17 protein-coding genes and 1 tRNA gene are annotated in these 20,991 nt (G+C 71.3%); 12 read left to right on the top strand and 6 right to left on the bottom strand.

Going from position 1 to position 20,991, the window contains the following annotated elements:
- The first annotated feature begins 103 nt into the window (after window positions 1-103).
- Complete coding sequence (locus KUF83_RS17460) at window positions 104-1,384, top strand: SUKH-4 family immunity protein (RefSeq protein ID WP_217455621.1); 1,281 nt, start codon at window positions 104-106, stop codon at window positions 1,382-1,384.
- A 218-nt stretch (window positions 1,385-1,602) separates the two neighbouring features.
- Window positions 1,603-2,007, top strand: coding sequence for a hypothetical protein (locus tag KUF83_RS17455; RefSeq protein ID WP_217455620.1), 405 nt, complete (start codon window positions 1,603-1,605; stop codon window positions 2,005-2,007).
- Between the two features lie 200 nt (window positions 2,008-2,207).
- Here KUF83_RS17455 and KUF83_RS17450 read toward each other — a convergent pair.
- Window positions 2,208-2,279, bottom strand: a tRNA-Cys gene (locus tag KUF83_RS17450).
- A 229-nt stretch (window positions 2,280-2,508) separates the two neighbouring features.
- Here KUF83_RS17450 and KUF83_RS17445 point away from each other — a divergent pair.
- The 4 genes from KUF83_RS17445 (at window position 2,509) to KUF83_RS17430 (ending at window position 8,080) form a co-directional block, all read left to right on the top strand.
- Window positions 2,509-3,957, top strand: coding sequence for an MFS transporter (locus KUF83_RS17445; protein ID WP_217455619.1), 1,449 nt, complete (start codon window positions 2,509-2,511; stop codon window positions 3,955-3,957).
- Window positions 3,958-4,235: 278 nt separating this feature from the next.
- Window positions 4,236-6,035 (top strand): DEAD/DEAH box helicase, encoded by a 1,800-nt coding sequence (locus KUF83_RS17440; protein ID WP_217455618.1) that lies wholly within the window; start codon window positions 4,236-4,238, stop codon window positions 6,033-6,035.
- Between the two features lie 456 nt (window positions 6,036-6,491).
- Window positions 6,492-7,133: an IclR family transcriptional regulator gene (locus tag KUF83_RS17435; protein ID WP_217455617.1), complete on the top strand. Its 642-nt coding sequence runs from the start codon at window positions 6,492-6,494 to the stop codon at window positions 7,131-7,133.
- A 128-nt stretch (window positions 7,134-7,261) separates the two neighbouring features.
- Entirely contained in the window at window positions 7,262-8,080 is an 819-nt protein-coding gene (locus KUF83_RS17430; RefSeq protein ID WP_217455616.1) for a S16 family serine protease, read from the top strand.
- Window positions 8,081-8,153: 73 nt separating this feature from the next.
- Here the strand turns inward: KUF83_RS17430 and KUF83_RS17425 are convergent, their stop codons facing one another.
- Window positions 8,154-8,627 (bottom strand): Lrp/AsnC family transcriptional regulator, encoded by a 474-nt coding sequence (locus KUF83_RS17425; RefSeq protein WP_217455636.1) that lies wholly within the window; start codon window positions 8,625-8,627, stop codon window positions 8,154-8,156.
- 122 nt (window positions 8,628-8,749) lie between these two features.
- Between KUF83_RS17425 and hppD the strand changes: the two genes are divergently transcribed.
- Entirely contained in the window at window positions 8,750-9,895 is a 1,146-nt protein-coding gene (hppD, locus tag KUF83_RS17420) for a 4-hydroxyphenylpyruvate dioxygenase (RefSeq protein ID WP_217455615.1), read from the top strand.
- A gap of 280 nt (window positions 9,896-10,175) precedes the next feature.
- Here the strand turns inward: hppD and KUF83_RS17415 are convergent, their stop codons facing one another.
- Window positions 10,176-11,618 carry a lipopolysaccharide assembly protein LapB gene (locus KUF83_RS17415; protein ID WP_217455614.1) on the bottom strand — a complete coding sequence of 481 codons (1,443 nt, stop codon included), beginning with the start codon at window positions 11,616-11,618 and terminating at the stop codon, window positions 10,176-10,178.
- A gap of 103 nt (window positions 11,619-11,721) precedes the next feature.
- On the opposite strand from KUF83_RS17415, the gene KUF83_RS17410 reads away from it, so the two are divergent.
- The gene (locus KUF83_RS17410; protein WP_217455613.1) at window positions 11,722-13,137 is read left to right on the top strand and encodes an FAD-binding oxidoreductase; all 1,416 of its coding nucleotides are present in this window, start codon (window positions 11,722-11,724) and stop codon (window positions 13,135-13,137) included.
- Window positions 13,138-13,205: 68 nt separating this feature from the next.
- Here KUF83_RS17410 and KUF83_RS17405 read toward each other — a convergent pair whose 3' ends face one another.
- Entirely contained in the window at window positions 13,206-13,679 is a 474-nt protein-coding gene (locus KUF83_RS17405; protein WP_217455612.1) for an SsgA family sporulation/cell division regulator, read from the bottom strand.
- A gap of 262 nt (window positions 13,680-13,941) precedes the next feature.
- On the opposite strand from KUF83_RS17405, the gene KUF83_RS17400 reads away from it, so the two are divergent.
- Both KUF83_RS17400 and KUF83_RS17395 read left to right on the top strand, forming a co-directional pair.
- Window positions 13,942-15,546 (top strand): RDD family protein, encoded by a 1,605-nt coding sequence (locus KUF83_RS17400; RefSeq protein ID WP_217455611.1) that lies wholly within the window; start codon window positions 13,942-13,944, stop codon window positions 15,544-15,546.
- Between the two features lie 61 nt (window positions 15,547-15,607).
- A complete protein-coding gene (locus KUF83_RS17395) occupies window positions 15,608-16,381 on the top strand; it encodes an RDD family protein (protein ID WP_217455610.1) in 774 nt (257 codons plus the stop codon).
- A gap of 150 nt (window positions 16,382-16,531) precedes the next feature.
- On the opposite strand, the gene KUF83_RS17390 is transcribed toward KUF83_RS17395, so the two are convergent.
- Entirely contained in the window at window positions 16,532-16,837 is a 306-nt protein-coding gene (locus tag KUF83_RS17390; protein WP_217455609.1) for a hypothetical protein, read from the bottom strand.
- 469 nt (window positions 16,838-17,306) lie between these two features.
- On the opposite strand from KUF83_RS17390, the gene KUF83_RS17385 reads away from it, so the two are divergent.
- Window positions 17,307-19,655, top strand: a complete 2,349-nt coding sequence (locus tag KUF83_RS17385) for an immune inhibitor A domain-containing protein (protein WP_217455608.1) — start codon at window positions 17,307-17,309, stop codon at window positions 19,653-19,655.
- Window positions 19,656-19,776: 121 nt separating this feature from the next.
- Entirely contained in the window at window positions 19,777-20,085 is a 309-nt protein-coding gene (locus KUF83_RS17380; protein ID WP_217455607.1) for a hypothetical protein, read from the top strand.
- A gap of 80 nt (window positions 20,086-20,165) precedes the next feature.
- Here KUF83_RS17380 and KUF83_RS17375 read toward each other — a convergent pair whose 3' ends face one another.
- Window positions 20,166-20,750, bottom strand: coding sequence for a nicotinamidase (locus tag KUF83_RS17375; protein WP_217455606.1), 585 nt, complete (start codon window positions 20,748-20,750; stop codon window positions 20,166-20,168).
- Window positions 20,751-20,991: the final 241 nt, after the last annotated feature.

The following is a 20,991-nucleotide window of genomic DNA, read 5'->3' as shown; positions in this document are numbered from 1 at the left end:
CTGGGCGGCGGGACGTTTTCCGGCTGTTCCCGGACGTCTGCGCGTGCGCGCCGCCCGGTCCGGTCCTGCCTGGGGGACGTGAACAACCATGCGCGGGGGAACGATGAGCACGACGGACACCGGCACCAGGACGATCACAGACACCGAGGCGGCCACCGGCACGGAGACGACCACTGGCACGGAGAAGATCACCGGTACGGAGACGGCCTCCGGCACCGAGACGACCACCGGTACGGAGACGATCACGCTGACCGAGGGCGCACTGGGTCCGTACGTCACGCACACACCGACGCGACGCTGGCTGACGGGACCCGGACTGCCCGCCGACAGCGGCCTGTTGACCTTCGAGGTACTGCGCACCGACGGGCTGCGTACCGTGGCGGACCACACGGGAGACCCGGCCCGCCTCCCGGTGGACCTGCGCGAGCAGTTGGTGATCGGCGCGTTGCGGGACCCCGTCGCCGCGGAGACGGAGTCGGTCCTGCTCGACGGAGCGACGGGCGAGGTGTCCACCACCTGCTTCCTCCACGACCGCCCCGACCTGATGGAGCGCCGCCCGTTCGCGCCCTCGCTCCAAACCCTGGCCGGCTTCATGACGGCGACGGAGGAGATGTCCGCGAGAAGCGGCCGGTTCGCCTCCTATGAAGGCCGGTTCGGACCGAAGGCCGTCACGGGAATGTCGCGCCGACTGCTCACGGAGTTCGAGGCGGGCGTCGACGGCGAGGTCCCGCCCTTCTGGAAGATGGCCGCGCTGATCCGCCCGCTGGCCCTCGTCGCGGGCCCGCCCGAGGACTCGGCGCTCACCCTCGACCTGCCTGCCCGTCTGCTGGACCAGGAGTTCGGCCAGGGCCGCGTCGTCCGCTACGAGGACGTCGACTTCCCCGTGGCGCTCGCGCACGAGCCGACCCGGCGGTTCCTGCGCGAGACGGGCCTGCCCGAGGACGGCTTCCTGTTCCAGCTGGACACGGACGTGCCGTTGCCGACCCTCACCGAGTACTACGAGGACGAGCGCCCCGACGTCCTCACCGCCGACCAACTCCCCGACGGCGCGGACCACTTGATACGCCTGGGTCATCTCGTGGAGGACAACAGCCTGGTCGTCGACGGCGCGACGGGCGCGATCCTCGACTGGAGCGAGCCTGAGGCGACCCTCCACGCCCTGAACACGGACGTCTCCACGCTGGCCTTCACACTGTGGCTGCTGCACCGCGAGAGGACGATCGACGAGTCCCTGTCCCACGAGCTGACGGCGGGGGCCTACGACCAACTGGCCACGACGATGACGCAGACCCTGTCGGCGGTCGACCCCACGGGCTCCACCCCGCTGGGCGAGTGGCACTACTGGACGGAGATGTTCCAGGACGAGGCGGCCGGAGTGCTCTGACCGCGGGGTGCTCCGACCGCGGGGTGCTCCGACCCCGGAGTGCTCTGACTGCTGTGCGATGCGAGCGATCAGCTGCCCTGCGGAGGCGGCCCGGGGCGGGGCCGAGCGCGAAGGCCGGCGCTGCGGCCGACCGGTCCCGCCGCTCCCGTAGCACCCGCCCGAGGAGAAGAATAGGCTGGTCACAGGGGATCGACCACGTTCGATCCGAGGAGCCTCCCATGAGAACGAACAGACACCGCGCCTGGCGCGCGACGGGAGTCGTCACCGCCCTCGCCACGGCCGCCGCGATCGCTTCGGTCGCCCCGGCCCAGGCTCAGACCGCTCAGATCTCCGCGTATGTCAGCGACGGCTGGGGCGGCGGCACCGTCACCAGCCAGCCCGCCGGGATCAACTGCCACACGACGGCGTGGGACCCGTATTCGAGCGCCGAACCGCCGTCGAACCCGTCAGGCACCTGTACCGCCGCCTTCGAGGTCGGAACGACGGTGACGTTCACCGCCACACCCGACGAGGGGTCCTACACCAACTTCGACCCCTCGCCGAATCCCGTGACCATACGTGCCGGCTACAACTTCACCTGGGCCATGTTCTGCCCGAGCGACGGCCTGTGTTCGGCGGGTTAACGGGTGAAGCCCTTTTGGGGCTGCGGTCAGCGGCAACGACAACGACAACGACAACGACAACGGACGGCCATCACGGATGCCCGGGCTGCGACTGAGACGGACAGTGAGACGGAAAGTGAGACGGACCGTAGGACGGACGGCCGGAAGGGTGGCACCTCGACGAGGTGCCACCCTTCCGTTCTGCCTGGTCAGGCCACTTGAGGCCGTGGCGGGAATCGAACCCACGTGCCTCGCTTTGCAGGCGAGTCCCTAAACCACTCGGGCACACGGCCGTTCACCGAGTCCGATGTTCCGGACCCGTTGCACCGACCGTAGGCCCCCGGCCGGACGGGACTCAAGGAACGGGCCGGTGCCGCAACGGGACTGCCACACCGCGTTCACAAAGCACGCCGAGGCGCAGCGGCGGGGGAGGGGCCGACGCCGGTCGTACGACCAAGGTCCCGGTCGAGGACCGTCCTTCCGACAGGGGTCAATGTCAGTCTCGTTCCTTACGCTGACGGCATGACCACCCTGGAGCCGGGCGACACCGGCGTCGCCGAGACCCCGAGCGCACCGACCGGAGCCACCGCCCCCCAGGAGGGCGTCCTCGGCCGCTCGCACCGGGCGCTGAGTATCGGGATCGTCTCGGTCGTGCTGCTGATCGCCTTCGAGGCGACGGCCGTCGGGACGGCGATGCCCGTCGCGGCGCGCGAGCTCGACGGGATCCCGCTGTACGCGTTCGCGTTCTCCGGGTACTTCACGACGAGCCTGTTCGGCATGGTGCTGGCCGGGCAGTGGTCGGACCGGGCGGGCCCGCTCAGATCGCTCACCGCGGGGATCGGCGCGTTCGCGGCGGGGCTGCTGCTGTCCGGGACGGCCGGGGTCATGTGGCTGTTCATCCTCGGGCGGGCCGTACAGGGCCTGGGCGGCGGCCTGGTGATCGTCGCGCTGTACGTGGTCGTGGGACGGGCCTATCCGGAACGGCTGCGGCCGTCGATCATGGCGGCGTTCGCGGCGAGCTGGGTGCTCCCGTCCGTCGTGGGCCCGCTGGCCTCCGGCGCGGTGACCGAGCACCTCGGCTGGCGCTGGGTGTTCGTCGGGGTACCGGTGCTGGTGGTCCTTCCCCTGGCACTCGCGCTGCCGCAGATCCGCCGCCGGGCGTCCGGTCCGGCGGAGGGGACCGTCGCCGCGCCCTTCGACCGGCGGCGCATCCGCCTGGCTCTGGGCATCTCCCTGGGCGCCGGTCTGCTGCAGTACGCCGCACAGGACCTGCGGTGGCTGTCCGTGATCCCGGGCGCGGCGGGGGCGGCGCTGCTGGTCCCGGCGGTGCTCGGGCTGCTGCCGCGGGGGACCTACCGGGCGGCGCGCGGCCTGCCGTCCGTGGTGCTGCTGCGCGGGGTCGCGGCCGGGTCCTTCATCGCGGCGGAGTCGTTCGTGCCGCTGATGCTGGTCACCGAGCGGGGGCTGTCGCCGACCATGGCCGGGTTCTCACTGGCGGCGAGCGGGCTCACCTGGGCGCTGGGTTCCTTCGTGCAGGCGAGGGCGCGGGTGGAGCCGTACCGGGAGCGGCTCATGGCGCTGGGCATGGTGCTGACCGCGGCCGCCATCGCCGCCGTGCCGACGGTGCTGATCGACGGGGTCCCCGTGTGGACGGTGGCGGTGGCCTGGGCGATCGGCTGCTTCGGCATGGGCCTGGTGATCTCCTCCACCAGCGTCCTCCTGCTGCAGCTCTCCGCCCCGGGCCAGGCCGGCAACAACTCCGCCGCGCTCCAGATATCCGACGGCCTCGCCAACGTCATGCTGCTCGCCGTCGGCGGCGCGGCCTTCGCGGCGCTGGGCGGCGGCACGGTCGCCCACGCGGCCACACAGGCCTCCGGCGGCCACCCGGCGGCCTTCGTCGCGGTGTTCCTGCCGATGGCGGGGGTGGCGTTGGCGGGCGCCTGGGTGACTACGCGGCTGCGGGCCGATTGATGGAGTCGCCCGCCCGCAAGCACTGCCTTGTCGACGGGACACTCGTGTTCGATGTCTGTCAGGGCGCCCTGGACGTTCCGAAGACCGCCGCACAGTTGCTGCCTTTCGCGCGCTGACACGAGGCGATGTGACCTGAGTCCCATCCAAGGGGGACCCGGCGCAGTCCGCGCGTTGACGCGCGTGGGCCGCCGGTAGGGTGGCCCGGTTGTCATACCCAGCCGATGCCTGACCGGCCGACGCCACGCGCAGCCGAGCCGCTCGACCACCCCACGGAGACCGTGACTACCACCGCCGCCTCAGCGTCCTCCTCGCACCACCTGTCACCCGCGTTTCCCGGGCGGGCCCCCTGGGGCACCGCCAGCAAGCTGCGCGCCTGGCAGCAGGGGGCGATGGAGAGGTACCTCCAGGAGCAGCCGCGTGACTTCCTCGCCGTCGCCACGCCCGGAGCCGGCAAGACGACCTTCGCGCTGACCCTCGCGTCGTGGCTGCTGCACCACCACGTCGTGCAGCAGGTGACCGTGGTCGCGCCGACCGAGCATCTGAAGAAGCAGTGGGCGGAGGCGGCCGCGCGGATAGGGATCAAGCTGGACCCCGAGTACAGCGCGGGCCCGCTCAGCAAGGAGTACCAGGGCGTCGCCGTGACCTACGCCGGCGTCGGCGTACGGCCCATGCTGCACCGCAACCGCTGCGAGCAGCGCAAGACCCTCGTCATCCTCGACGAGATCCACCACGCCGGTGACTCCAAGTCCTGGGGCGAGGCGTGCCTGGAGGCCTTCGAGCCCGCCACCCGGCGCCTCGCGCTCACCGGTACGCCCTTCAGGTCCGACACCAACCCCATCCCCTTCGTCGCGTACGAGGAGGGCAACGACGGGATCCGCCGGTCCGCCGCCGACTACACCTACGGCTACGGCTCCGCCCTCGGCGACGGTGTCGTGCGGCCCGTCATCTTCCTCTCCTACAGCGGCAACATGCGGTGGCGTACGAAGGCGGGGGACGAGATCGCCGCCCGGCTCGGCGAGCCGATGACCAAGGACGCCGTCAGTCAGGCCTGGCGCACGGCCCTCGACCCGCGCGGCGAGTGGATGCCCAGCGTGCTGCGCGCCGCCGACCAGCGGCTGACCGAGGTGCGCAAGGGCATCCCGGACGCCGGCGCCCTCGTCATCGCCTCCGACCAGGAATCGGCCCGCGCCTACGCCAAGCTCATCCGCGACATCACCGGCAGCAAGGCCACACTCGTCCTGTCCGACGACACGGGCGCGTCCAACCGGATCGACGAGTTCAGCCACAGCGACGACCGCTGGATGGTCGCCGTCCGGATGGTGTCCGAGGGCGTCGACGTGCCCCGCCTCGCCGTCGGCGTGTACGCGACGACCATCTCGACCCCCCTCTTCTTCGCGCAGGCCGTCGGCCGTTTCGTGCGGTCCAGGCGGCGCGGCGAGACCGCCTCCGTCTTCCTGCCGACCGTCCCCGACCTCCTCACCTTCGCCAACGAGATGGAGGTCGAGCGCGACCACGCCCTCGACAAGCCCAAGAAGGAGGGCGAGGAGGACCCGTACGCCGAATCCGAGAAGGAGATGGAGGAGGCGAACCGGGAGGAGGACGAGGACACCGGGGAGCAGGAGCAGTTCTCCTTCGAGGCGCTGGAGTCCGAGGCCGTCTTCGACCGGGTCCTCTACGACGGCGCCGAGTTCGGCATGCAGGCCCACCCGGGAAGCGCGGAGGAGCAGGACTACCTGGGAATTCCGGGGCTGTTGGAGCCCGACCAGGTCCAGCTCCTCCTCCAGAAGCGCCAGGCCCGGCAGATCGCGCACAGCCGCAAGAAGCCGGACGACGAGGCGGACCTGCTCGAACTGCCCGCCGAGCGCCGTCCCGTGGTCTCCCACAAGGAGATGCTGGAGCTCAGGAAGCAGCTCAACACGATGGTCGGCGCGTACGTCCACCAGAGCGGCAAACCGCACGGCGTGATCCACACCGAGCTGCGCCGCGTGTGCGGGGGTCCGCCGAGCGCGGAGGCGACGGCCGGACAGCTGCGCCAGCGGATCGCCAAGGTGCAGGAGTGGGCCACCCGCATGCGGTGACCCGGTGACTCGGTGACCGACCACGGTCGCACTCACATTCACACTCACTTCACACTCGCAGACGTCCGCGTCTGCCGGCCGTACGCCGAAACGGGCGCCGGTGCCGTCAGGCACCGGCGCCCGTTCGCGTGCGCGCTCCGTGCAGGGCGGGCGCACGCCCGTGGCCCGCGCCGTTCACATCCGGCCAAAACTGGATCAAACCCGGGGTAACCGGGAACGGTCCGTACCTGCACCTGACCGGATTCTGGACGGAGACTTCCGCTGAGCGAACCGGCTCGCTACTGTCCCGCTACGCACACGCCCCGTGGCAGCGCCGCCGCGGAGCGCAGCCGGTGCCCGCCCGGGAGTGCCCGGGACGCTGCCGACCGGCGGCCTCTGACGCGCGTCGCCGATGGGACCGGTGACGCATCCGCCGCACAAGGGGCCGTCGACTCTCACCACTAAGGAGTGGGCGTCGTGACCGCGGAAACCTCCCAGACGCTCGACCGGGGACTGCGTGTCCTCAAGTTGCTCGCCGACACCGACCACGGTCTGACCGTCACCGAGCTGTCCAACAAACTCGGAGTCAACCGGACCGTCGTGTACCGGTTGCTCGCCACCCTGGAGCAGCACGCCCTCGTACGCCGCGATCTCGGCGGCCGTGCCCGCGTCGGGCTCGGCGTGCTGCGGCTCGGCCGACAGGTGCATCCGCTCGTCCGCGAGGCCGCGCTGCCCGCTCTGCGGTCACTGGCCGAGGACATAGGCGCGACCGCCCACCTCACGCTGGTCGACGGCACGGAGGCGCTCGCCGTCGCCGTGGTCGAGCCGACGTGGACCGACTACCACGTGGCCTACCGCGCCGGGTTCCGGCATCCGCTGGAGCGGGGCGCGGCCGGAAAGGCGATCCTCGCCGCGCGGACCGCGACCGCGGACGAGCCCGGCTACACCCTTACGCACGGCGAGCTGGAGGCCGGCGCGAGCGGGGCGGCGGCGGCACTGATCGGCGTCACGGGAGTGGAGGGCAGCGTGGGCGTGGTCATGCTCGCGGACGCCGTCCCGGAACGGGTGGGCCCGCGTGTAGTGGACGCGGCCCGGGAGGTGGCCGACGCCCTGCGGTAGCCCTGCCGGGCGTTGCTCGGCTCGGCCGGGGCCGGTACGGAGTCTGAGGGCCCGCCGTGGCCGATCGCGCAGTTCCCCGCGCCCCTGAGGGGCGCGGGGGGCCATCACCGGCGCGTTAGATTGACCCCGTGCCTTTTCGCCTCCCCCGCCTCCCCCGCCCCTCGCGCCTCTCCCGCCCCCGGGCTGTCGCCGTCTGCGCTCTGCCCGTGGTGGCGCTGCTCGCCACGGCCGCGTTCGCGCCGTTGCCGTTCGCGCTGGCCCAGCCCGGCATGACGGCGAACGTCCTGGGTGAGAACCGCGGCGACCCGGTGATCACGATCTCCGGCGCGGACACCCGCAGGACGAGCGGACAGCTGCGGATGACGACCATCGAGGCGACGGGCCCGGACGCGGACGTGAGCCTGGGTGACGTGCTCGACGGCTGGTTCCGTACGGACCGTGCGGTGATGCCGCGCGACGCGGTCTACCCGAACGGGGACAGCGTCAAGGAGATCGAGAAGCACAACGCCGAGGAGATGAGGAAGTCCCAGGACACCGCCACCGAGGCGGCCCTGAACCACCTCGGCGAGCAGGGGGACGGCATCAAGGTCACCCTCAAGCTCGCCGATGTGGGAGGCCCGAGCGCCGGGCTCCTCTTCTCCCTCGGCATCGTCGACAAACTGGACGGCGACGGCAGCGGCGGCGACCTCACGGGCGGCAGGGTCGTCGCGGGTACGGGAACGATCGACGCCGACGGGAAGGTCGGCGCGGTCGGGGGAGTGGCCCTCAAGACGCAGGCCGCCCGCCGCGACGGTGCGACGGTCTTCCTGGTCCCGAAGGCGGAGTGCTCGGACGCGGAGTCGGAGCTGCCGAAGGGACTCCGGCTCATTCCGGTGACGACACTGAAGAGCGCGGTCAGCGCCCTGGTGGCGCTGGAGAAGGGGCAGGGCTCCGTCCCCGCCTGTTAGGGGAGAAGCCGCTGACGGCGACTGCCGAGGTACTCCCAGGAGTTCACCCGCTGTCACCCCCTTCTCGGTCGCCTCAGTCGTCGTCCTGCGCCGCCTGCTCGACCAGCGGGATGATCCGCAGCGGCACGGGGTTCTCCATGACGATCGCCGTGGAGGCCCGGACGATGCCATCGAATCCGACCACCCGGTCGATCACGCGTTGCAGGTCGGCGTTGGACCGGGCCACGAGGCGGCACATCATGTCCCCGCTTCCCGTGGTGGTGTGCAGCTCCAGTACCTCGGGCACGGTCGCCAAGTGCGCCCGGACGTCCGCCCCTTGCCCCTGCCGGATCTGGAGGGTCGCGAAGGCGGTGACGGGATATCCGAGGGCCGTGGGATCCACCTGCGGCCCGAACCCCCGGATGACGCCGTTCGACTGAAGCCGGTCCAGCCGCGCCTGCACGGTCCCGCGCGCGACACCGAGCCGACGGGACATCTCGAGCACGCCGATCCGCGGCTCCTCGGCGAGCAGCACGATGAGCCGGCCATCCAAATGATCGATCGCCAAAACGACCTCCGCAATGGTCATCCTGTACAGAACGCCCGACAGAACAAGGCTTCCACTGAACACTTTGCCCAGCAGATTCGCAAACTGTTGCGCACCTTGCGAAGCGGGGCGACCCTGCACCCATGACGCAGACCACACACACCACCCCGGACACCGCGCGGCAGGCAGACCCCTTCCCGGTCAAGGGAATGGACGCGGTCGTCTTCGCCGTGGGCAACGCCAAGCAGGCCGCGCACTACTACTCCACCGCTTTCGGCATGAAGCTCGTCGCGTACTCCGGACCGGAGAACGGCAGCCGCGAGACCGCCTCGTACGTCCTGACGAACGGCTCGGCGCGCTTCGTCCTCACCTCCGTCATCAAGCCCGCCACACCCTGGGGCCACTTCCTGACGGAGCACGTGGCCGAACACGGCGACGGGGTGGTCGACCTCGCGATCGAGGTGCCGGACGCCCGGGCCGCGTTCGCGTACGCCGTGGAGCACGGCGCCACCGCGGTCACCGAGCCGTACGAGCTGAAGGACGAGCACGGCACGGTCGTCCTCGCCGCGATCGCGACGTACGGCAAGACCCGCCACACCCTGGTCGAGCGCAAGGGCTACGACGGCCCCTACCTCCCGGGGTTCGCGAGCGCCGACCCCATCGTCGAACCGCCCGCCCACCGCACCTTCCAGGCCATCGACCACTGCGTCGGCAACGTCGAGCTGGGCCGGATGAACGAGTGGGTCGGCTTCTACAACAACGTCATGGGCTTCACGAACATGAAGGAGTTCGTGGGCGACGACATCGCCACCGAGTACAGCGCCCTGATGTCGAAGGTCGTCGCCGACGGCACGCTCAAGGTCAAGTTCCCGATCAACGAGCCCGCCATCGCCAAGAAGAAGTCCCAGATCGACGAGTATCTGGAGTTCTACGGCGGCGCCGGCGTCCAGCACATCGCGCTCAACACGAACGACATCGTCGAGACGGTCCGCACGATGCGCGCGTCCGGTGTCCAGTTCCTGGACACCCCGGACTCCTACTACGACACCCTCGGCGACTGGGCCGGCGAGACCCGCGTCCCGGTCGCGACGCTGCGCGAACTGAAGATCCTGGTGGACCGCGACGAGGACGGCTACCTGCTCCAGATCTTCACCAAGCCGGTCCAGGACCGCCCGACGGTCTTCTTCGAGATCATCGAGCGCCACGGCTCCATGGGCTTCGGCAAGGGCAACTTCAAGGCCCTCTTCGAGGCAATCGAACGAGAGCAGGAGAAGCGCGGCAACCTCTGACACCCAGCACGCCCGGCAAAGAGCCATACCGACTCGCCGCGGGCCGTACCGACACGGCCCGCGGACGACCGGTCGCGGAGCCGTGCCGAGATACGACCCGCGGCCGCACGGGAGCGGGCCGTGCCGGTACGTCGCAGCCCGCCGCATAGGGCTCCTCCAGGCAACCTCAACGGTTGAGTCGTAGGGCAGTACACCCGGAAGGCGGCGGGCTCGACGTACCGGCACGGCCCCGACCCCCCACCGGGCAGCACGACCACCCACCACCCACCAGCCCCAAGAGTCAGGCGGCCTGGGGCGGCTCCCCCAACTCCCCCAACTCCTCCAACGCCGCAGAAGCCAACGGCGCAAACAGCGGCGAGAACACGGGATTGACCCGCAACGCCTCCCCAAGATGCCGCCGAGCCGCCCCGAGCCTCCCCAACTCCCGCTCGATCACGCCCCGGTGATACGCGTACAGCGCGACCCGCACCTCACCCCCGTGCTCCCTGTCCATCGCCTTCGTGGCGAAGCCGAGCGCCTCCTCGTCCTCCCCGGCACGATGCAACGCCCACCCCAGGGCGTCCGCGACGGCCACGGAAGGATGCCGCGCCCACTCACCCCGCAACCGCCGCACCGCGGACCCGGCATCCCCGTGATCCGCCTCGAATAGACCGAGCACGAGCGCGTCGTCCACACCCCCCGTGGCCCCCTCCCGCACCCGCGCCCGCACCACCTCGTACTGCTCCCGCGCCGCCCCACCCCGCCCCAGCGACTCGTACAACTCGCCCAGCTCCAGCGCGTACCGAGGCAACGGCCGCCCGGCCAGCGCGGACCGGTACGCCCGCAGAGCCTCGGACGTCCGCCCCAGCGCGGCCAGCGCCCTGCCCTGCCCCGCCCGCGCCGCGTCCGCGCCGGGATCGGCCCGCAACGCGGCCTCGAAGGCGCGCAGCGACTCGGCGGGCTCCCCGCGTTCCCAGGCCAGCTCCCCGGCCCGGACGAGACAGTCGGCGCGCTCGGCCGGCGCCGAGGCGAGCGCCGCCGCGTCGGAGAAGGCGGCCGCGGAGTCCTCCCGACGGCCCTGGTCCCGGTACACGAGCCCGGCCCGCGTCAGCACCTGGGCCTTCGCGGCCCGGCTCCCGGAGGGGAGCCGGACGAGCGCGGCGAGCGTCCCGCGCGCGGCCTTGTAATCGCCGAGCCCTCGGTACGCGTCGATCAGCGGCGGATAGGCCGTCCACCGCTTCGGTGAGGCCGCCACCGCGGCCTCACCCCACGTCCGCGCGGTCCGGAAGTCGTGCCGGGCGTTGGCGAGCGCGGCGAGCCCGCCGAGCGCCTCCGCGTTCCCCTTCGGCCTCGCCTTCAGCGAGGTACGCAGGGCCTTCTCGGCCCGCGGGTAGTACCGCGCCTGAGAGGCCCGCTCACCCCGCTGCACGTACGCCGCGCCGAGCACGGCCCACGATCGCGCGTCACCCGGATGGGCCCGCAGGTGCGCCTCGTGGTCACCGATCAGCGCGTCCAGGTCGGGCAGCGAGGCGGGTGCCCCGGCCCCGACGGCGGTCTCGGCCCGTGCCACGGGCCCCGGGGCGGGCGGCGGCCGGTGCTGCCCGGCGGGCATCGTCATCAGCGCGCCACCGAGAACGACACAGCCCGCGAGGGCCCCGGCCAGCACCCACCACTGGACGACCGCACGCCGGTCCGGGCGGGCCGCCGGCCTCGGGGTCAGGTCTTTCTCCACGCCGCTCTCCATGCCGCTCACTGTGCGTCAATACGAAGAGCACATCCGTCCACCACCCCGGCACGGAAAGCCTGGCGCGGACGGGGTTCACACCGATGGCCCCGAGTGCGACGCTGTGATCATGAGCCGTATCGAAGCCCGACCCGACGAAGACATCGTGGCGACGGGCAGCCTCGCCGAGCGTCTCCTCGTGGGGCTGCCGGCCGAGGCGGTCCTCACCGACCCGGACGTCACCAGCTCGTACGCCAACGACATGGCGAGCTTCTGCGAGGCGGGCACCCCCGCCGTCGTGGTGCTGCCGCGCACGGTCGAACAGGTCCAGCACGTCATGCGCACCGCGACCGACCTGCGTGTCCCGGTGGTCCCGCAGGGCGCCCGCACGGGCCTGTCGGGCGCGGCCAACGCCTCCGAGGGCTGCATCGTGCTGTCCCTCGTCAAGATGGACCGGATCCTGGAGATCAGCCCCGTCGACCGGATCGCGGTGGTCGAACCGGGCGTGATCAACGCCACGCTCTCCCGGGCCGTCAACGAACTGGGCCTGTACTACCCGCCGGACCCCTCCAGCTGGGAGATGTGCACCATCGGCGGCAACATCGGCACGGCCTCCGGCGGCCTGTGCTGTGTGAAGTACGGGGTGACGGCGGAGTACGTCCTCGGCCTGGACGTGGTCCTCGCCGACGGACGCCTGATGTCCACGGGCCGCCGCACGGCGAAGGGCGTCGCGGGCTACGACCTGACGCGCCTCTTCGTAGGCTCGGAGGGCTCGCTCGGCATCGTCGTACGGGCCACCCTCGCCCTCAAGCCGCAGCCGCCCCAGCAGCTGGTCCTGGCAGCCGAGTTCGCGTCCGGGGCGGCCGCCTGCGACGCGGTCTGCCGGATCATGGAGGGCGGTCATGTGCCGTCCCTCCTGGAACTGATGGACCGTACGACGGTGAAGGCCGTCAACGACATGGCCCACATGGGCCTGCCGGAGAGCACGGAGGCCCTGCTCCTCGCCGCCTTCGACACGCTCGACCCGGCCGCCGACCTCGCGGCCGTGGGTGCGCTGTGCGAGGCGGCCGGCGCCACCCAGGTCGTCCCGGCGGAGGACGCGGCCGAGTCCGAACTGCTGCTCCAGGCCCGCAGGTTGTCCCTCACCGGCCTCGAAGCGGTCAAAGGCACGACGATGATCGACGACGTGTGCGTACCGCGCTCCAGGCTCGCGGAGATGCTCGAAGGGGTGGACCGGATCGCCGCGAAGTACCAGCTGACCATCGGGGTCGTCGCGCACGCGGGCGACGGCAACACCCACCCGACGGTCTGCTTCGACGCGGCCGATCCGGACGAGTCCCGGCGTGCCCGGGAGTCCTTCGACGAGATCATGGCCCTGGGTCTGGAACTCGGCGGGACGATCACCGGCGAGCACGGCGTGGGCGTCCTCAAGAAGGAGTGGCTGGCACGGGAGATCGGCCCGGTCGGCGTCGAGATGCAGCAGGCGGTCAAGACGGCTTTCGACCCGCTGGGCATCCTCAACCCGGGCAAGCTCTTCTGAGCCACCCCCACCCCCTCCGCCCCCGGGCGGCCCCTTCCCCCGGGTGGTCCCCATCCCCCCGCCCGGTCTCACTCCCCGTCCCTGGACTCGTCCGAGGGCCACGGGTCGCGCAGCCACAGGTCGTCGGCGGGGGTCGGCGCGAGCAGCTCGGCGAGTCCGTCGTCGATACCGAGCTGCTCGGCCTCGGAGCCCGGTGGAACCGCCCGCAGGGTGCGCTCCAGCCAGGCCGACACCTGCGCGGCGGGCGCTTCGAGCAGGGCGTCCCCGTCGGGTGAACTCAGCGCCATCAGGACGACGCTGCGACCGGCGACCTTCGTCGGCCACACCCGCACGTCCCCGTGCCCGCACGGCCGGAACACCCCCTCGACGAGCAGTTCACGCGCGAACGTCCACTTCACGGGATGGTCGGTGCCGATGTGGAAGGTGACGTGCACGGCGTACGGGTCGTCGGTGCGGTAGGTCAGCCGGGCCGGGACCGGGATGCTGCGCTCGGGGGACAGGACCAGCTTGAGCTCGAGCTCGCGTTCCACCACGGTGTACATGTCGCGGTTTCCTCTCGTGTCGGGGCCCTGTGGGCGGGCCCGTACGAGTGGAGAGGGCTCGGAGCGCGCAGCATTACGCCGGTTCGGAGAAGTTTTTCCGAGGGCTCGCGCGCCGGGTGCCCCTATACCTCGTGGCGGCCGGAAAACGTGGCGGAACCCTGCTCGAAGGGGGTAGGTACGCGAGGAGGGGCGGTGGTGGTTGCGCCGGTCTGATAGATGTGGACGCTCAACACGACCCCCGAGCAGATACGGGACGACGGACATGAGCGCCCCAACCCCGGCCCCCGGTGACGACAGGCCCCGCGAAGGGTATTACCCGGACCCGTCCATTCCTGGATATGTCCGGTACTGGAACGGTGCCGCGTGGGTGCCGGGCACCAGCCGGCCTTCGCCGGACGGCGGCGAACAGCTCTCGTCGTCCGCGGACGCGCAGCCCGCGCCCCTGGCCACGGAGGAGACGGGCCCGCACTTCTTCGACGAGGACCCGCCCGCCGCGGGACCTTCTCCGGCCGAGGCGCAGCACGGGAGCCGGCCCGAGCCGGCCACCGCGTGGGGCGCCGACCGTTCCCGGCAGAGCGGCTTCGGCGGCGATCCGGACCGCCGGGTCCGCTGGGGTTCACCGGACCCGCGCGTCCCGTCGGAGCCGGCTTCGTCCGCGCAGCCCGAGGGCAGGTCGGACCACACGGACGGCACGGCCACGTTCCACCCGTCCGACTCCGAGGAGGACACCGGGGCGCCCACGCCTCCCGCCTCCGGCGGCACCGTGGTGTTCCGCAGGCCCAAGGGTCCGGTACGGCCCACCGGGGCGGCGGGGTCTTCGGGGGCCGCGGGAGCGGCCGGTGCCATGGGTGCCGGGCGCGCGCACGTCGCGGGCACGCCCGGTGGGGCACGCGCCCAGAACCCGGGCACGGACGCGGCGGCCGCGGCCCCGGCCGGCGCCGACGGCTCCGCCGGTCCCGGCCTGCCCGGTGTACCGGGCTCCCGCGAACCCCTCGCGTCCGAGGGCACGATGGCCTTCCGGGCCATGACACCCCGAGCGGGACAGCAGCGCGGGGCACAGCCCTCCACGGCCCAGAAGCCCGCAGCTCAGGGAGCAGCGGCCCAGACACCGGCCGGTCCGGCTCCGGGAGCCGCTGCCCAGGGAGTCGCCGCCCAGGCCTCCGCGGCCGCCTCTCCGGCCGCTCCCGCCGCCGCGCAGCAGGCCGCTGCCGGCGTGCCCCCGCAGTCCGGTGCCCAGGCGCCCATGAGCGCGGGCCTCGGCGGCGGACAGCCCTCCTGGGCCCAGCAGGTGCACCGGCTGGCCGGGCCGGACGAGGAGCAGCCCGTCGTGCCGTGGAAGCCGGTGCGGGAGGACCCGTTCCAGGCGGCCGCCCGCTCCCAGTCGAACGCGCGCCCGGCGGGGCTCGGGAAGCGCTTCGCCGCCCGGCTTGTGGACACGCTCGTCCTGGCCGCGGTCACCGGCGCGGCCGCCGTTCCCCTGGGGACCAGAGCGCTCGACCACGTCAACGAGAAGATCGACGCGGCCAAGCTCTCCGGCGAGACGGTCACGGTGTGGCTGCTGGACGGCACGACCGCCCTCTACCTCGGCGCCGTCCTGGGAGTGCTGATCGTCTTCGGCGTCCTCTACGAGGCGCTGCCCACCGCCAAGTGGGGCCGCACCCTCGGCAAGAAGCTGTGCGGCCTGCAGGTGCGGGACATCGAGGGCGGCGACCCGCCGTCGTTCGGCCTGGCCCTGCGCCGCTGGCTCGTCTACAGCGTCCCGGGTGTCCTCGTCATCGGTGTCGTGGGTGTCGTGTGGGGTCTGTTCGACCGTCCGTGGCGCCAGTGCTGGCACGACAAGGCGGCCCACACGTTCGTCGCCGGCTGACAGGTACTCCGGACGGCCGTCCCCCATTGCGCAGTCGCGGGGTTCGCGGTCGACTCGGGGCATGACGACCGAGCCGCCGCCCCCGCCGGACGACGATCCGTTCAGGAAGCCGCCGGACGACGATCCGTTCAAGAAGCAGCAGCCGCCGACGCCCGGACAGGGCGACGGCTCTGCGCCCGGCACTCCGCCGTCCGGCTCCCCGGGCACGGGCGGCGATGCGGGCGGCGCGGGCCAGGGCCCTCCGCACGGCGGCCCGCCGTACGGGGGTCCCCCGTACGGTGAACAGCCCCCGCCGGGCGGTGACCCCTACGGCGCCACACCACCGCCCTACGGGGGCGGAGGTGATCCCTACGGCGGCGGCCCGTACGCCAACGACCCGCTGGCAGGGATGCCACCGCTGGCCGACAGCGGCAAGCGGGTGCTCGCGCGGATCATCGACATGGTCCTCGTCATCATCGTGGTGTGGCTGCTGACGTGGGGCTTCGGCGTCAACGAGTACGACGTCGACACGGACAAGATCGAGTACGGCAAGTCCTTCGGGCAGTCCCTGATCGCCCTGCTGCTCTACGTCGGCTACGACACCTTCATGACCACCAGGTCGGGTCAGACCCTCGGCAAGAAGTGGCTGCATCTGCGGGTGGCGAACCTCGACAACGGCTCCACGCCCTCGACGCAGACCTCACTGGTCCGGGCGCTGGTGCTGTGGGTGCCGTTCGCGTTCTGCTGCGCGTGCCTCTGGACCGCGATCACCGGCGGCTGGAGCTTCTTCGACAAGCCGTACAAGCAGGGCCTGCACGACAAGGCGGCGAAGACGGTGGTGGTCAGCACCGACTGAGCCGGCGGCCGACGGACGGCGGCTGACGGACGGCGGCTGACGGACGGCGGCACGGAATCGGCGGACCCGTGGGAACGGGTCCGCCGATTCCGTGCCGCTGTATGCCGCTTCTGTCTGTCGAGGACTCGGTGATCCGGTGCGGGCGCCGCGTCAGGCGCGCTCGCGGACCGGTTCGGGCGCGCCGGCGACGCTGACGGTCTCGCGCCGCGCCGGAACACGCTGTTCCGTGACGGCGACGGGCGAGGGGTGGGCGGCGGACGCTGCCGGGGCGACGGACGCGGCGGGTTTCGGGACGGGAACCGTCATGGCCACGAGGAGTCCGAGCACGAGGGCGGAGAGCGTGATGACCACGACTCCCAGGCCTGAACTCGTCTGTGACAGCAGCAGCATGGCGAGCGTCGAGAAGATCACGGTGCAGGAACCGTAGGCGAGCTGTGCGGCGGTCGGACGAGGCATGGCAGTTCCGTCCTCGGGATGGGGGTCTCCCCCCGTGCCTCTCGCGATGGGGGAGGGTGCGGATGGGAATCTGGGGTGCGACAACGGTGTCCGCTTGGCAAATCACCGGAAATCCGGCGCGCCGCCAACCGACTCTATTCGGCTGTCTGCCCGAGCGGAACGAGCAGTAAGCGTGACCTAACCCACGGTGCCGGTGCACAGGGGGCGCACGGAGTCATGACGTCTGCCAACCCGACTGTCGAACGCGCCTGTTGAGCGCTGTACGGATGGGTCGTGAGCGGACGGGTGCCCGTGCGCGGCGCGCGGCCGCCGGTGCATAGCTCACTTGACCTGTGCAAGTCAAGGTCTGTCTTTTCTCCTTCAACTCCGATCGAATGTCGTCACTTGTGACGCGCATAGAGCGCGCGCGGACTCCATAACCTGGACACCCTCCTTCCGCGCGCCCGTGCGCAAGGGAGGACTGCCTCAAGTGACCAGCAGACCATGGACGTTCAGAGCGGCCGCAGTGGGTGTGGCGCTCGCAGCGGCCGCGGCCACGTTCTCGACCTTCGCGGTGGCGCAGGCCGCCGAAGGCGACCAGCCGACGGCAGCCGCGAACCGGCAGGACCCGGCACGTGCCGATGACCACGCCGACCACGAGCACGACCTCAAGGGCCCGCTGACCGATCGTCAGGAAGCCCAGCGGGAAGAGGCACTCAAGAGGGTCATAGCCGGTGACGCCAAGGTCGCCGACCGCGGCGGCTCGCAGGTCGTGAAGCTCCAGGACGGCAAGTACGTGGAGCTCGGCCGGGAGAAGACCGACCAGATCTTCACAATTCTCGTGGAGTTCGGCGACAAGGTGGACAGCCGCTACGGCGGCACCCCCGGCCCGCTGCACAACCAGATAGCCAAGCCGGACCGTGCCGAGGACAACAGCACGGCCTGGCAGGCGGACTACAACAAGAAGCACTTCGAGGAGCTCTACTTCGGCACCGGCAAGGGTGCCGACTCGATGAAGAAGTACTACGAGAAGCAGTCCTCGGGCCGCTACTCGATCGCCGGCGCGGTCTCCGACTGGGTGAAGGTGCCCTACAACGAGGCCCGCTACGGCTCCAACAAGTGTGACCCCGACACCTGCGCGTGGAACGCCGTCGCCGACGGTGTCACCGCCTGGGTCGACGCCCAGAAGGCCGCCGGCAAGTCCGACGCCGCCATCAAGTCCGAGCTGGCCGCCTACGACAAGTGGGACCGCAACGACTTCGACGGCGACGGCAACTTCAACGAGCCCGACGGCTACATCGACCACTTCCAGATCGTGCACGCCGGCGAGGACGAGTCCGCGGGCGGCGGCGCACAGGGCGAGGACGCCCTCTGGGCCCACCGCTGGTACGCGTTCGGCACGGACGCCGGCGCCACCGGCCCCGCGGGCAACAAGATGGGCGGCGCGCAGATCGGCGACTCCGGCATCTGGGTCGGCGACTACACGATCCAGCCGGAGAACGGCGGACTCGGTGTCTTCGCCCACGAGTACGGCCACGACCTGGGTCTGCCGGACCACTACGACACCACCAACACCGCCGAGAACTCCACCGCCTTCTGGACCCTCATGTCCTCCGGTTCCTGGCTCGGCACCGGCAAGGACAACATCGGTGACCTGCCCGGCGACATGACCGCCTGGGACAAGCTCCAGCTCGGCTGGCTGAAGTACGACACGGCCAAGGCCGCGACACGCTCCACCCACAAGCTGGGCGTGGCGGAGTACAACACGAAGAACGCGCAGGCGCTGGTGGTCGAGCTGCCGAAGAAGGCCGTCGCCACCGAGGTCGTCACCCCGGCCGAGGGCGCCACCCAGTGGTGGAGCGGCAGCGCGAACAACCTCAAGAACACGCTGACCCGTTCCGTGGACCTCACCGGCAAGTCCTCGGCCACGCTGACCCTCGACGGCTGGTACGACATCGAGACGGACTTCGACTACCTCTACACCGAGGTCTCCACCGACGGCGGCGCCAAGTGGACGCCGGTCGACGGCACGGTCGACGGCGCGGCCATCCCGCGTGACGCCAGCGGCAGCCCCGCGCTGACCGGCACCGTGGACGCGTACAAGAAGCTGTCGTACCCGCTCGACGCCTACGCGGGCAAGAAGATCGACCTGCGCTTCCGCTACTCCTCCGACGGCGGCGTGGCCCAGAAGGGCTTCGCGGCGGACCGGATCACCGTCACCGCCGACGGCTCCGCGGTCTTCTCGGACAACGCCGAGACCGCCGACGCCGCGTGGAAGGCCACCGGCTTCTCCCGGATCGGCGCGTCCTTCACCAAGGACTACGCGCAGTACTACATCGCCGAGAACCGCCAGTACGTGTCGTACGACAAGACCCTCAAGGTCGGCCCGTACAACTTCGGCTTCGCGAACACGCGTCCGTCCTGGGTGGAGCACTTCCCGTACCAGAACGGTCTGCTGATCTGGAAGTGGGACACCTCCCAGCGGGACAACAACGTCAGCCAGCACAAGGGCACCGGCCTGCTGCTGCCGGTCGACGCCCACCCGAAGGCGATGAAGTGGGCCGACGGCACGGTGATGCGCAACCGCATCCAGTCGTACGACTCGCCCTTCAGCAAGTACCGCACGGACGGCTTCACGCTGCACAAGGCGGACGTCGCCACGAAGATCAAGTCGCTCCCGGGCAACCGGATCTTCAACGACCGCACGAACACCTACTACGACGAGACCAACCCGACCGCGGGTGTCAAGATCACTGACACCAACACCAAGATCGCGATCGTCAAGGAGCCCCGCGACGGCTCGACGATCACGGTGAAGGTCTCGGCCGCGACGAAGTAGACGGCGTTTTCGCAGGTCAAACCATGATCGGCCGCAACCCTCTGGCGGGTTGCGGCCGATCGTGTTTAGGTGCGTCCTGTGGCTCTCTTATTGACACCGAATCTCACGGGGGTGTGACTGCATGGCCGCAGGAGGTTTCTGCAAGCTGCCGAACGGGATGGTGGTGGTGGCGTTGAACCTGCCCAGCCCGTCCGCCACGGGCAGCGGCTCGGTACGCGTCCTCGTGCACGCCCACAACCGCGCCCGCGCCCTGACGCGGCTGCGCAACCTGGGCATGCGGGCGGTGTACCTGCGCGGCAACGCGGAGCCTCCGACCCCGGACGAGATCACCGCGGTCCTGCACCACCCCGACGGCCTCATATGGCGCACGTCACCGGGCGCCGAAGCCCGCGCCGAGCTCTGGCACCCGATCCGCGCACTGATGCGGTAGCGCTCCGCCGGGGCCTGTGACACGTCCGCGGGTCCGTCGTGGCCGGGCGCGCGGTTCCCCGCGCCCCTGCCGGGTCCCGGTCAGACGACCGGCTTGCCGCTCAGCTCCACGCCCGCCTCACGCAGCTCCTCCAGGGCCCGCGCGGTGGTCTCCTCGGCCACACCCGCCGTCAGGTCGAGCAGCACCTGCGTACGGAAGCCCTCGCGGGCCGCGTCCAGGGCGGTGGCGCGGACGCAGTGGTCGGTGGCGATGCCCACGACGTCGACCTCGGTGATCTCACGGGCGCGCAGCCAGTCGCCCAGCGCGACGCCGTTCTCGTCGGCGCCCTCGAAGCCGCTGTAGGCCGCCGAGTACGCGCCCTTGTCGAAGACGGTGTCGATCGCGCCGGAGGCGACCGCCGGAGCGAAGTTCGGGTGGAAGCCCACGCCCTCGGTGCCGGCCACGCAGTGCGCGGGCCAGGAGTGGACGTAGTCGGGGTTGTCGGCGAAGTGGCCGCCGGGCGCGATGTGGTGGTCCCGGGTGGCCACCACGTGGCGGTAGCCGGCGGGGGCCTGCCCGATCAGTTCCGTGATCGCGGCGGCGACGTCGGCGCCGCCGGGCACCGCGAGGCTGCCTCCCTCGCAGAAGTCGTTCTGGACGTCTACGACGATCAGGGCGCGGCGCATGTCGGTGTCCTTCTGCCTGGCGCTCCGAGGGGAGCGGTTCGTGGTCTGCGGGTGGATGGGGGCTGCTCGCGCGGGTTCCCCGCGCCCCTGCCGGGGCGCGACCGTGTGACCGAGCCCGGAGCGTTCACGAGGTGGGCGAAAGGCGGCGGTCGTTGCCGTTGCCTTTCCCGGCTCACCGCCCGTTCATGCCCGTTCGGACCCGGGGTGGCCTGAGCGTGCCCCGGCCACGCCTCGGGCCCGG

This window comes from Streptomyces sp. BV286 (assembly GCF_019090165.1).
Taxonomy (GTDB): Bacteria; Actinomycetota; Actinomycetes; order Streptomycetales; family Streptomycetaceae; genus Streptomyces.
Note: the sequence above shows the minus strand (reverse complement) of the source record. Positions and strands in the feature narration are given on the sequence as shown.